Source organism: Pseudomonas corni, from assembly GCF_057128765.1.
Genome location: NZ_JBSKHW010000001.1, coordinates 334,615 through 347,605, shown reverse-complemented (window position 1 = coordinate 347,605; position 12,991 = coordinate 334,615). Strand labels below are relative to the sequence as shown.

The window sequence follows — 12,991 nt, the reverse complement described above, 5'->3', positions numbered from 1 at the left end:
CTCAATCGGCGAGCAATACCGCCGCGTCGAATCCCAGGCGCAAGTTGCCCCAATGCCGTCCCTCGAAGAAGAACGGCACGTCGATCTCGGTCATGATTTCGCCGGTATCACGCAGGTAAGTCTGCAGCAGGAAGCGTTGTTTATTGCTGGCCGCACGCAGGCCGATGGGGTCGGAGAACATGCGCTTGTTCCGGCAGACCGGCAGGTCAACGTCGCGATTGCCCGTAGGCTGTTTCGACACCCAGCTGTTGTTCACCGGGCAATAACCCTTGGCATCGACAATGAACGAGACTTTGCCGCCGCGCGTGCCTTTGGTCAGCGCATCGCACGCTTCCTGACAGACCTGGGCAAAGCGCTCTGTGTAGCTGGTCATGTATTGCTTCGGATCGGTATTGGGGATCAATTTGTAGGTTTGATCGAACAGGTTGACCCCTTGTTTCTGCAGCTCGGCCAGGCGTAATTGCAGCCCGTCGCGGCATTGACTGGCGCGCGTGATGGCTGCGTCCAGCGGGCCGTGGCCCAATACGAATTTGCCCAGCAGTGCCTGTACTTTTTCTGCCACGCCGGACAGATCGCGGGTAGCGGTCGCCGAATGCTGCATGCGCTGGTCGATGGACTGGCTGTCGGCATGGATTTGCGTGACGCGCTCATTGATCCCTGTGTTGCTGTCGGCAAATTGCTGGATGTGTCCGGCGATGTCGGCAAGCTTGCCGTTGGTGGACTCAAAATCCGTGATCATGCTTTCAAAATGCCCGGAGGCGCGCTCGACAACCTTCTGGGTTTCCCGGGCGCTGTGACTGATCTGCGTGGTTTGCTCGTGGGTCGAGCCGACTTCCAGCAGCATGGCGTCGATGTTTTGCGAGATGTCATCGGTGGCACGGCTGACGTTCTGCGCCAACGTACGCACTTCATCAGCCACTACCGCAAAGCCACGGCCACTCTCCCCCGCACGCGCCGCTTCGATGGCCGCATTGAGCGCCAGCAAGTTGGTCTGTGAGGAAATCTGCTGGATCAGGCCAACGATGGATTTGATGCTCGACGAGCGTTGATTCAGCGCCGACACCAGCGTGCCGAACTCATTAAGACTGCGGGAGATTTCGCTGATGTTGCCGGTCACTTCCAGCAGTTCGGAATAGGAGGCGCGCGCCATGCTCAGGTTCTGCGCGGTAGTGCCGGAAATGCCTTGCGTCTGCAGCGACACCTCTTCGATGCGCCCTACAGCCGTGTTGCTTTGCTCCATCACTTCCCTGGCGAAACGCGCCTGATGAGTGGCGCTGTCGCTGGAATCGCTGATGTTTTTCAGCGAGCGCGCCGACTCGACTGCGATGTGCACGGTCAGCGCCTGAACGTTGCTGATGATCTCTCGCTGTTTGGCCAGAAAACGGTTACAGGTACTGGCCAGCACACGGATTTCATCGTGGGTCAGCAGTGGCAGATCCTTGGACAAATCACCCTCGCCGTTGGCGATTTCTTCCAGGGCATGGGTCATGTAAGTGACCGGCCGCACGATCAGGTGGCGAAAATACCAGACCATGAAACTGACCAGACACAACGTGAACAGCGTGCTGAACAGAATCGCATTACTCAGGCCATCGAGCTTGCCTTCGATCTGCGACAGCAACCCCGCATCCAGCTGCGCAGTGCGTAGCTGCAATAAGATGTCCGCACGGATACTCAGCGCCACCCAGTAGAGCAGGCCACTGACCGCCACCAAAAGAAAAAGGCTCGACAACTTTTTGGTCAACGAGTCGAAAAACTGTCTTTCGATAGACTCGTACAAGGCCTTTAACGTCTGCATGCCGGGGCTCCCTGGGGCAAGGTGGAAAATGGTGCTCTAGGTGATGTGAATCGGCTGTCAGGACGAAAGCTTTAATGAGGGAGTTGGGGCGCAGCCCGTAAGGGGCCGGGAAAGTGCAGATGGTGATGAAATTCGACAGGACGCAGAGCGTCCGCGGCATTACCACGCGGAGCGTGGGAATGATCAAGAAGGCTGAATCAAAAGCCTACGGGAAACTGTAGGAGCGAACTTGTTCGCGAGGCGTCATACCAGATAAACCGACATAACCGCTTCGCCAACACGTTGGCTCCTACACACAGCGGTGTTTACTTCAGATCAAACCGGTCAAGGTTCATCACCTTGGTCCACGCCGCCACGAAGTCCCGCACGAAGCCTTCCTGCGCATCCGCACTGGCGTAAACCTCGGCCAGCGCACGCAGTTGAGCGTGTGAGCCAAACACCAGATCGACGCGCGTCCCGGTCCATTTCACGGCGCCGGTTTTCCGGTCACGACCCTGGAACTCATCTTTACCTGGCGCGACTGCGTTCCACTCGGTCCCCATGTCCAGCAGGTTGAGGAAGAAATCATTGGTCAGCGCTTCTGGGCGCTGGGTGAACGCCCCGTGTTTGCTCTGCCCGACATTGGCATTCAGCACCCGAAGGCCGCCCAACAGCACGGTCATTTCCGGCGCAGTCAATGTCAGCAGTTGCGCTTTATCTACCAGCAACGCCTCGGCCGAAACCGTGTATTTACCCTTCAGATAATTGCGGAAGCCATCGGCGATCGGTTCAAGGAAGCCGAAAGACTCAACATCCGTCTGATCCTGAGAAGCGTCCATACGGCCCGGTGTGAACGGGACTGTCACCGAATGACCGGCATTTTTCGCTGCTTGCTCCACACCCGCACTGCCCGCCAGCACGATCAGGTCGGCCAGTGAAATCTTCTTGCCGCCAGACTGCGCGCCATTGAACTCGCCCTGGATGCCCTCCAGAGTTTGCAGCACTCGCGCCAATTGCTCAGGCTGGTTGGACGGCCAATCCTTCTGCGGCGCGAGACGAATGCGACCACCGTTGGCGCCGCCACGCTTGTCCGAGCCGCGGAACGTCGACGCAGAGGCCCACGCGGTCGATACCAATTGCGAGACTGTCAGCCCAGAAGCCAAGACCTTGGCCTTAAGGGAAGCCACGTCATTTTCATCGACCACGGCGTGATCCAGCTCAGGAATCGGGTCCTGCCACAGCAACTCTTCAGCAGGCATTTCCGGTCCGAGATAACGCGCCAGCGGCCCCATATCACGGTGAGTCAGCTTGAACCAGGCGCGGGAAAACGCATCGGTCAGTTGATCCGGGTTGTCGCGGAAGCGGCGGGCAATCGGCTCGTAGATCGGGTCAAACCGCAGCGCCAGGTCGGAAGTCAGCATGGTGGGGGCGTGGCGTTTCGCTGGATCGTGGGCATCTGGCACCGTGCCCGCGCCGCCGCCATTTTTCGGAATCCACTGGTGCGCACCAGCGGGGCTCTTGGTCAGCTCCCACTCGAAGCGGAACAGGTTTTCCAGGTACTCGTTGCTCCATTTGGTCGGCGTCGAGGTCCAGGTCACTTCCAGGCCGCTGGTGATGGTGTCCGCGCCTTTACCGGTGCCGAAACTGTTCTTCCAGCCAAAGCCTTGTTGCTCGAGGTCTGCCGCTTCTGGCTCAGCGCCGACGTTGTCAGCCGGGCCTGCGCCGTGGGTCTTACCGAAGGCGTGACCACCTGCGATCAGGGCGACGGTTTCTTCGTCGTTCATGGCCATGCGACCGAAGGTTTCGCGGATATCGACGCCAGAGGCCACAGGATCTGGTCGACCCTCCGGGCCTTCTGGGTTCACGTAAATGAGGCCCATCTGCACCGCAGCGAGCGGGTTTTCAAGAATGCGTTCGCCATTATCAGTGCGGCTTTCTTCCTGACCATGCATTTCAGGCTCGGCAACCAGTGTGCCTTCGCCAGGTTGTTGCATGTCTTTTTGCGCGCCGTAACGGTCTTCGCCGCCGAGCCACGTCGTTTCTGCACCCCAGTACACGTCTTCGTCCGGCTCCCAGACGTCGGGACGGCCGCCGGAGAAACCGAAGGTCTTGAAGCCCATGGATTCCAGCGCGACGTTGCCAGTGAGAATGATCAGGTCAGCCCAGGAAATCTTGCGGCCGTATTTCTGTTTGATCGGCCAGATCAGCCGACGTGCCTTGTCGAGGCTGACGTTATCGGGCCAGCTGTTGAGCGGAGCAAAACGTTGCTGCCCTGCCCCTGCACCGCCGCGGCCATCGCCCGTGCGGTAGGTGCCAGCACTGTGCCAGGCCATGCGGATGAACAGCGGGCCGTAGTGTTTGAAGTCTGCTGGCCACCAATCCTGTGAATCAGTCATCAGCGCACGCAGATCTTGTTTGACGGCGGCAAAGTCCAGACTTTTAAATTCTTTGGCGTAGTCGAATTGCTCGCCCATAGGGTCGGAGAGAGCGGAGTGCTGGTGCAGGATTTTCAGATTGAGTTGGTTTGGCCACCAGTCGCGGTTGGTCGTCCCGCCGCCTGCAGCGTGATTAAAGGGGCATTTCGATTCGGTCGACATGACTTTTATTATCCTCACAGGTTGAATCGGCCAGTTTCAGCCGGCACTCGGTCAATACTAGCCGCCTGAGCGCAGACGGCTAATAGATGAAACCAACACCGACGATAGGCTACGTCTTTTACAGTTCAAAGCGGGACGTCAACGCATCTCGATAGCGAAAAAAAAAGGGGCTGATCCACCGCCTTTCAGCTATGAACCAACCCCCGGTTTGAAGCGAATGCCCAGCTATTGAAAAATGCTGGCATCAATGGTGCTGACGATCAGACTGGCCCCGTGTGCGTTGAGATGATTGAAATCTTGATACCACGAACTGTCGTCGCCAATCAGGCAGGTCTGGTCCTTGCAGAACAGATTGTCCAGTGTCACCAGCTTGATGCGGTTGCGCGCGCTTTGACTCTGGAACAGATCACGGGAAAAGCGCTGCAACGCATCGTGCTTGGCCATCGGCACCGACACATCTGACACCAGTTGCAGTTTCTGCTGTTCGGGCTCCTCGCCCAGACGCGCCAGTCGGTAATACAGATTCTTGGGATTGATCACTTGCTGCGGCACCTGCGCGACCACATACACCTGGGTGCCGATGCTGCGATACGCCTCGATCGTGCGATCAAGCGCCGCCGCAAATACCTGACGCGACGCTTCCCGCGATTTGCTGCGGCTTTGCTCGGACACCAAAAAATACTGACTGAGCTCTCTCTGGTCGTAATTGCCGTCGGTATACAGCGTCCAGCGCGAAACAAGCACCAGACGCTTGATCCCATGCGTTTTGACGTATTCAAATTCCCGTTCAGCCAAGCGGGTACAGACGCCGGGGGCATAGTTGCCATTGGCGACATCAAGCCCCATCAGCGGCGGGCAACCTCCGAGTCCGATATGCACGATGGTTTCGCCACGGCCCTTGGCCGCCGCATCGAACGCCGGCAGCAGCGCCTCCGAATGGCTGTCGCCAAACACCGCCATATCGGGGCTCGCTTGCGTATTGGCCATGCCGAACAGACAGAAATCCACCACGCCGCTTTTGCCATCGTCATTGCTGGCGCAGTGGCTGCGGATATCGGTTTCGGCAAACTCGCTGTCCAGCCCCCGGTCGATATTGAAGCGCTGGCTGAAGCCATTGCTCATATAACCGGAGAGGCCGAAGCCGATGAACAGCACCGAACCCAAGGCGCCCAAAGCAAATATCCGCTGCCGACTGAACGTGGCTTTTTGTCGAAATGCCTGTTCGATGAATCGCCAGCTCAGGTAGGCCAGCAGTAGCGAAAACGCAGCCAAGACCAACATGACGGCAACTGAGGGTTCTTTCAGCGTGCTCTGCCGCGCGAAAGCGAATACCGGTTGATGCCAGAGATAGGCGCTGTAACTGATCAGCCCGATAAAGACGAAGCCGCGACTGCTCAACAAACGACCCACCCATGTCTGAGGGGTGGCAAACAGGATGATCAATGCCGCGCCCAGCGTAGGTACAAGCGCATGCAAGCCCGGGAATTCGGTGCCGCTGTCGAAAGCAAATACGGCGTAGGCAATCAGACCAAGCCCAAGCAGCGTAGCGAACTGGTTGATCGGGGCGTGAGCGTTTTCGACACGTGGCCGCCAGGAAAAATAAAAGGCGATGAACGATCCCACCAGCAGCTCCCAGGCGCGGGCGTGCAGCAGATAGAAACTCGTGCTTGATCCCTGCGACGCGCCGATTTGCGCCATGGTCAGGCTGGCAACCGCGCCCACTGCCAGCAACGCGACAATCCAGGGGCGACCTAATTTCCAGGTCATCATCAGCAACAGTGGGAACAGCACGTAATACTGCTCCTCCACCGCCAGGGTCCAGGTGTGCAACAGCGGTTTGAGTTCAGCGGAGGCGTCGAAGTAGCCGCTTTCAAGCCAGAACAGCAGGTTCGACGAAAAGATCGGCACCGCCACCAGGCTCTTGGCGAAGTATTTGAAGTCCGGCGGGTCGAGGATCAGCCACGCCGCCGGCAAGCAGATCAGCATCATCACGAACAGCGACGGGAGAATGCGTCGGGCGCGGCGCTCGTAGAACGTCACCAGAGAAAACTTACCGGCGAGCATTTCTGACAGGATGATCGAAGTGATCAGGTAGCCCGAGATGACGAAAAACACATCGACCCCGACAAATCCTCCGGAGAACACATGCAGGCCGGAGTGAAACAGGATGACGGGGATGACAGCGACCGCGCGCAGCCCATCGACTTCGGGGCGGTACTTGAGTGCAGGGTTATGAACGTTCCCCATGATCGGGATCTTCCTTGGCAATGAACGGGCGATGACAGGTGATGGCAAGGCCATTGGCAGTACAAAACGAAGCCAAGCGACATCACGAGCTCACGCGGGACGGAAAATCCAGACGTAGCTACCGCTAGCACATTTAGTTGAGATGACGAGTGCCGCAGAAAGCGGCGAAGAAAGGGTTTGAAGCAGAATTTCTGGCGAACGCTGATTTTTTACAGGAGCCGGGAAAGCCTGTCCAGCGCGCGGGACGAATGTGCGCCCAAGCCGATAAAACGGAAAGATCAGGCCCTAAAAAGCTCGCTATCTGTATCAAAAAAGAAACACTTCCGACATGCGATAGAGATACTTCTGACATTGATTCTCACTTGAGACTTACACATAATTGCGAATAGTCCTCATTTGAAAGATCGACTTTCGGAGTTTTGTCAGTCCATGCGCATCTTGTCTCCCGTTTCACCCCACGTCCTTTCGTTCATCGCCCTCGGTATTTTCAACAGCGCCTACGCGGCCGATACCACGTTGAATCTGCCGAGCACTGACATCAGCTCCACTGCGGTCAGCAGCGACGTCGACAGCTCCGAGGGGTATCAGGGCAAGCCGAGCAGCACGACTACGCGCCTGAACCTGACCACGCAGGAAACGCCCCAAGGCGTAACCAACATAAAGCGCGAGCAGATAGACGACTTCAAACTCAACAGCATCCGCGATGTGCTGACCAGCACCCCTGGCGTCAACGTGCAGAAAGCCGAAACAGATCGGACGTACTTCACCGCGCGCGGATTCGATATCACCAATTTCCAGTACGACGGCACTGCCATGCCGCTGACCAACGGCTTGCTGGTAGGTGACATCGATCTGGCCCCCTACGAGCAGGTCGACATCCTGCACGGCGCCAACGGTCTGATGTCCGGGGCGGGCAATCCGTCGGCAACGGTCAACTTCGTGCGCAAGCGCCCTACTTACGAACCACAGGCGAAGATCGATCTGACCGCTGGATCGTGGGACAAGCGTCGCGTGGATGTCGACGTCTCCGGGCCGCTGACTGATTCGGGCAATGTGCGCGGCCGGATGATATACGCCCATGAAAACGGCAACTCGTACCTGGATCGGTATTCACGCGAGAAAAACATTTTCAGCGGCATGCTGGCTTTTGACCTGAGCGACAGCGACGTGCTGACGGTGGGCTTTGAGGATCAGAAAACCGATGCCAACGGCGCAAGCTGGGGCGCGCTGCCACTGGTCGATGGCAACGGGCAGACCATTCATTACAGCAGTACGCATTCGAACATCGCTCAACCGTGGGTGTATTGGAACATTCACACCCAGCGCGCTTTTGGTGAGTGGGAGCACACGTTCGCCAATGACTGGAAGTCCAAACTGACGGTTTCCGGCGCCGAGCACCGCGAAGACACCGAGATGTTCTATATGTACAGCTCCAGCGCGTCACCGACGGGTTACAGCGGTCTGGGCTCAAAATATAAGGACAAGAACCTGGAACTGAGCGGCGACTTTTCCCTCAGCGGGCCGTTCACCCTGGGCGGTCGCGAGCACGAACTTACATTGGGGGCCAACGCTGCACGCCAACGCAACCGTGAATCTTCGCAGTATGGCGACATCCTGAATTATTCACCGGTAACGTTGAGCGACGCATTGCATGGCTACTTGCCGCGTCCGACGTACAACGCCGCGCTGCCAGATGCCACGTCGAACTACACCGATCGGCAGAAGAGCCTCTACGCAGGGGCGCGTTTCAGCCTGGCCGACGATCTGCACCTGATCACCGGCGCACGTATGCTCAGCGCTGACAGCAACGGGGAAAACTACGGCTCGGCACGTGAAGTTCGCATCCACGGCAAGGTCACGCCCTACGCAGGGATCGTCTATGACCTGACGCCTGAATACGCGCTTTATGCCAGCTACACCGAGGTTTTCAATCCTCAGTACTACCTCGATACCCAAGGTAAGGTGCTTGATCCGCTGGAAGGCAAAAGCTACGAAGCGGGCATCAAAGGCCAACTGATGGACAAAAAGCTCAACGTCAGCGCGGCGGTATTCCATGCCAAGCAAGACAACGTCGCCGGTAACTCGACGTACGACGCATCCTTGGGCGGCTATGTTTATGAGGCCATGTCCTACGACAGCAGCGGCCTGGAGCTGGAGGCGTCCGGGGAAGTGTTGCCCGGTCTGCAGGTCAACGGCGGCTATACGTACGTCTACATTACCGATGATGACGATAACCGCGCACGCAAATTCATCCCGCGTCACTTGCTGACCTCGTCCATGACCTACCGCCTGCAAATGGCCCCGAAAGTTAAAGTCGGCGGCAGCGTCAGCTGGCAGAGCAAGACCCAAAACGACACCACGACGGCGGCCAAACAGGACGCTTACGCCTTGATCGGCCTGATGACGCGTTATGACATCGACGATCACTGGAGCACCCAGCTCAACCTCAACAACCTGACCAACGAGAAATATCTGCAAAGCCTGCGCTTCGATCAGAGCAACTACGGCGACCCGCGTAACTTCATGGCGTCGGTGAGCTGGAAGTATTGAGGGTTGGGTAGACGCGGTTAGCCACGCGGTGGGTCAGGTGCGATCGAGGTGGCTGGTTTCGGGGCCGCTTCGCGCCCCATCGCCTGCAAGCAAGGCTCCTACGCCCTTCGGGCAGAAGCGGATTGAGGCGTACACCCGCCATCAACGTTATGCCGAAACGGATCGCGGCGACGTTTTGTTTTTGATTCTGGGCGGACCCCGTAGGAGCGCAGCTTGCTCGCGATGGGCTGCGCAGCGGCCCCGAAATCAAACGTCCTCCGACAGGTTTCGCGTCTGGCGCGCGTCCTTCGTCATATGAGGTTTCGGCCGGGCGCGGTAATTGGCTAAAATGCCGCACTTTTCGCCGCCCCACCGGAATCATCGTGAGCCAAGACCCCGACCGCCTTTTCGCCCAACCGCTGCCACAGGTGCCGGACTTCGCATTCAACGAGGACGTCGTGCGGGTGTTCCCGGACATGATCAAGCGTTCGGTGCCGGGCTATCCGACGATTGTCGAAAACCTCGGCGTCCTCGCAGCGCAGTTCGCCCAGCCCCACAGCGTGCTGTATGACCTGGGCAGTTCACTGGGCGCGGTCACTCAAGCGCTGCGCCGCCATGTGCGCACGGACGATTGCCGGGTCATCGCTGTGGATAACTCAAGTGCGATGGTCGAACGCTGCCGCGAATACCTCAACGGTCAGGACTCGATGTTTCAAGAGTTACTGCCGGTTGAGGTGATCGAGGGTGACATTCTCGCGCTGGAGTTCCAGCCGGCCTCGGTGGTGGCGCTGAACTTCACGCTGCAATTCATCGCGCCTGATCAGCGCCTGCCATTGCTGCGCCGCATTCGTCAGTCGTTGCTGCCGGGCGGCGCGCTGATTCTTTCCGAAAAGCTGCGCTTCGATGACCTTCAGGAACAGGCGTTGCTCACTGATCTGCACATCGCGTTCAAACGCGCCAATGGCTACAGCGAACTGGAAATTGCGCAAAAACGCAGTGCCATCGAAAACGTGATGAAACCCGACAGCCTTGAGCAGCATCGTGAACGTCTACTGGCCGCGGGGTTTTCGAAAGTCGTGCCGTGGTTCCAGTGCCTTAATTTCGCCTCTTTGATTGCGCTGCCATGATTGATCTCGCTCCGCTGGTCCGCCGTTTGGCGGGCACCCCTCTTTACGCCTGGGCGCAAACTCTGCAGGCGCAACTCGACACCAAGATGGAAAAAGGACACGGCGATCTGGAGCGCTGGCAAGGCGCACTCAATGCGCTGCCAGCCCTGACGCCTACGCGTGTCGATCTGAAAGACAGCTTTACCCTTGAAACCGATTGCAACGGTGAAGTCCGGACACAGACGCGCAAAGCACTGATGGGCCTGTCGCCGTGGCGCAAGGGGCCGTTCAATGTGTTCGGCGTGCACATCGATACCGAGTGGCGTTCCGACTGGAAGTGGTCGCGGGTGTCGCCGCATCTGGATTTGAAGGGCAAACGCGTGCTGGATGTTGGCTGCGGCAACGGCTATTACCAGTGGCGCATGCTGGGCGCAGGCGCTGACTGCGTGATTGGCGTAGACCCAAACTGGTTGTTCTTCTGTCAGTTTCAGGCCATGCAGCGCTTTTTGCCGGATCTGCCCGCCTGGCACTTGCCGTTCACTCTGGAAGACTTGCCCGCCAAACTGGAAGGCTTCGACACCGTGTTTTCCATGGGCGTGCTGTATCACCGAAAGTCGCCAATCGACCACTTGCTCGCGCTGAAGGACTGCCTGGTCAAAGGCGGCGAACTGGTGCTGGAAACGATGGTGGTGGAAGGCGATGTGCAGCAGGTACTCGTCCCGGAAGATCGCTATTCGCAGATGCGCAACGTTTGGTTTTTGCCTTCGGTGCCCGCACTTGAGCTGTGGCTAAGGCGCGCGGGTTTTGTCGATGTGCGCTGCGTGGATGTCAGCACCACGACGGTCGAGGAACAGCGCAGTACCGAATGGATGCGCTTTCAGTCACTGCGCGACTACCTCGACCCCGAGGATCACAGCAAAACCGTAGAAGGCCTGCCAGCGCCACGACGTGCGGTAATTGTCGGGCGTAAGCCTTAGCCCCGGAGACTGCAACCTGTAGGAGCGCGCTTGCCCGCGAATCGAAGTGGGTCAGCCATGAATATGTTGGCTGAACCGCCGCACATCGCGGGCAAGCGCGCTCCTACAGAGTTGGTCGTGTTGAATCAGCCCCTGTAGGCAGCCGCCAGAATCAAAGCCTTCATCTCGGCCACCGCTGCCTTGAAACCGACGAACAGCGCATGTGCCACCAAAGCGTGGCCGATGTTCAGTTCGTTGATGCCTTTGATCGCCGCCACCGCCTCAACGTTGTGGTAATGCAGGCCGTGACCTGCGTTGACGATCAAGCCCTGCCCCAGACCAAACGCTACACCGTCGGCGATACGCTTGAGCTCTTCAGCCACTTCAGTGGGCGTTTGCGCATCGGCGTAGCGGCCAGTGTGCAATTCAATCGCCGGGGCGCCTATGCGCGAGGACGCTTCGATCTGGCGCTCGTCGGCGTCAATAAACAGCGATACTTCGCAGCCAATGGCTGACAACCGATCCACCGCAGCCTTGATCCGCGCTTCCTGACCCGCAACATCCAGCCCGCCTTCGGTGGTGAGCTCCTGCCGCGTTTCCGGCACCAGGCAGATGTGCGCAGGACGAATTCGCTCGGCGAACGCGATCATCTCGTCGGTCACGCCCATCTCGAAATTCATACGGGTCTGCAACACATCCTTAAGCAGCAACACATCGCGCTCCTGAATGTGTCGACGGTCCTCGCGCAGGTGAACGGTGATGCCATCGGCGCCGGCTTCTTCAGCGTCCAGCGCAGCCTTGACCGGATCGGGATAACGGGTGCCACGGGCCTGGCGCAAGGTGGCGACGTGGTCGATGTTCACGCCAAGAAGAATGCGGGTGCTTTGGGTCACGGGGTTCTCCTGAAAGTCTGATATGACCAGGCAGCGACGCCTGGCAATGCATGCGATAGGTGTTCGTGTCAGGGTTTGCGAAACAGCTCACGACTGACCAACGGCCGGCCGCCCAGATGAACCGCCAGTGCCTGGCGCATCAAGCGTTTGGCCGCTGAAAGCGCGCCGGGTGAAGTCCAGTCGGCCTCAGCCATCGCCAGCAGTTCGGCGCCCTGAAATTGCCCCGGCTGGAACAGGTAAACGCGCTCAAGACCTGCGTCAACCTGTAGACGGTACATGCCTTCAGCCAAAAGCGGATCGCCGTTGACGTCCACGTCGAGGGCAAAACCGTAACCCAAGTCGTCCAGCAGGCGCCACTCGAACGAGCGCAGTAATGGTTCCAGCGGGCGGCCTTCAGCCAGCGCGACCAACGTGGCAGCGTAATGATTAAACACACCAGGGTGCGGATCTTCTGCGGGAAGCAGGCGAATCAGCAGCTCGTTCAGGTACAAACCGCTGAAAAGCGCTTCGCCTTCTAGCCAGCATGAAGTGCCAAACGCCTCCATACGCCCGACGTTCTTCAACTCCCCCCGCCCGCGAAACTCGATATCCAGCGGCACAAAGGGCCTGGCGAGCGTTCCCGCCTTGCCACGTGCGCTGCGCAACACGGCACGCAGCCGACCCTGAGGCGTGATGAAGTCCACCAGCGCGCTGGTTTCTCGATAGGCGCGGCTGTGCAACACGTAGGCGAGCTGACCAGCGGGTGCGATTGAGGACATGCACTACTCGGTAAAAGAAGGCGGTTTACACAACCCATAACCAATGTGGGAGGGAGCTTGCTGGCGATGCCGGTGTAACAGCCAACATCAATGCTGAGTGTTACATCCTCATCGCGAGCAAGCGCCCT

Annotated in this window: 8 protein-coding genes; 3 read left to right on the top strand and 5 right to left on the bottom strand. The window is 58.5% G+C overall.

Going from position 1 to position 12,991, the window contains the following annotated elements; all coding sequences use genetic code 11:
- Position 1: 1 nt before the first annotated feature.
- From ACWKV9_RS01515 to ACWKV9_RS01505, 3 genes are all read right to left on the bottom strand, one after another.
- Positions 2 to 1,798, bottom strand: a complete 1,797-nt coding sequence (locus ACWKV9_RS01515; RefSeq protein ID WP_483834317.1) for a methyl-accepting chemotaxis protein — start codon at positions 1,796 to 1,798, stop codon at positions 2 to 4.
- Positions 1,799 to 2,103: 305 nt separating this feature from the next.
- Positions 2,104 to 4,374 carry a catalase/peroxidase HPI gene (gene katG, locus ACWKV9_RS01510; protein ID WP_483834316.1) on the bottom strand — a complete coding sequence of 757 codons (2,271 nt, stop codon included), beginning with the start codon at positions 4,372 to 4,374 and terminating at the stop codon, positions 2,104 to 2,106.
- 225 nt (positions 4,375 to 4,599) lie between these two features.
- A complete protein-coding gene (locus ACWKV9_RS01505) occupies positions 4,600 to 6,621 on the bottom strand; it encodes an acyltransferase family protein (RefSeq protein WP_483834315.1) in 2,022 nt (673 codons plus the stop codon).
- A 429-nt stretch (positions 6,622 to 7,050) separates the two neighbouring features.
- On the opposite strand from ACWKV9_RS01505, the gene ACWKV9_RS01500 reads away from it, so the two are divergent.
- The 3 genes from ACWKV9_RS01500 (at position 7,051) to cmoB (ending at position 11,233) form a co-directional block, all read left to right on the top strand.
- Entirely contained in the window at positions 7,051 to 9,171 is a 2,121-nt protein-coding gene (locus ACWKV9_RS01500) for a TonB-dependent siderophore receptor (RefSeq protein WP_483834314.1), read from the top strand.
- 362 nt (positions 9,172 to 9,533) lie between these two features.
- Entirely contained in the window at positions 9,534 to 10,277 is a 744-nt protein-coding gene (cmoA, locus tag ACWKV9_RS01495; protein ID WP_483834313.1) for a carboxy-S-adenosyl-L-methionine synthase CmoA, read from the top strand.
- Positions 10,274 to 11,233, top strand: coding sequence for a tRNA 5-methoxyuridine(34)/uridine 5-oxyacetic acid(34) synthase CmoB (gene cmoB, locus ACWKV9_RS01490; RefSeq protein WP_483834312.1), 960 nt, complete (start codon positions 10,274 to 10,276; stop codon positions 11,231 to 11,233). The genes cmoA and cmoB overlap by 4 nt, the downstream gene beginning before the upstream one ends.
- Positions 11,234 to 11,358: 125 nt before the next feature.
- Here the strand turns inward: cmoB and pdxJ are convergent, their stop codons facing one another.
- Positions 11,359 to 12,105, bottom strand: a complete 747-nt coding sequence (gene pdxJ / locus ACWKV9_RS01485) for a pyridoxine 5'-phosphate synthase (RefSeq protein WP_483834311.1) — start codon at positions 12,103 to 12,105, stop codon at positions 11,359 to 11,361.
- Positions 12,106 to 12,173: 68 nt separating this feature from the next.
- Positions 12,174 to 12,863 carry a DNA repair protein RecO gene (gene recO / locus ACWKV9_RS01480; protein WP_483834310.1) on the bottom strand — a complete coding sequence of 230 codons (690 nt, stop codon included), beginning with the start codon at positions 12,861 to 12,863 and terminating at the stop codon, positions 12,174 to 12,176.
- Positions 12,864 to 12,991 lie beyond the last annotated feature (128 nt).

Coding starts and splice junctions, on each gene's coding strand:
- ACWKV9_RS01505 (WP_483834315.1), bottom strand. CDS start 6,621: ATGGGGAACGTTCATAACCCTGCACTCAAGTACCGCCCCGAAGTCGAT.
- recO (WP_483834310.1), bottom strand. CDS start 12,863: ATGTCCTCAATCGCACCCGCTGGTCAGCTCGCCTACGTGTTGCACAGC.
- ACWKV9_RS01500 (WP_483834314.1), top strand. CDS start 7,051: ATGCGCATCTTGTCTCCCGTTTCACCCCACGTCCTTTCGTTCATCGCC.
- ACWKV9_RS01515 (WP_483834317.1), bottom strand. CDS start 1,798: ATGCAGACGTTAAAGGCCTTGTACGAGTCTATCGAAAGACAGTTTTTC.
- cmoB (WP_483834312.1), top strand. CDS start 10,274: ATGATTGATCTCGCTCCGCTGGTCCGCCGTTTGGCGGGCACCCCTCTT.
- katG (WP_483834316.1), bottom strand. CDS start 4,374: ATGTCGACCGAATCGAAATGCCCCTTTAATCACGCTGCAGGCGGCGGG.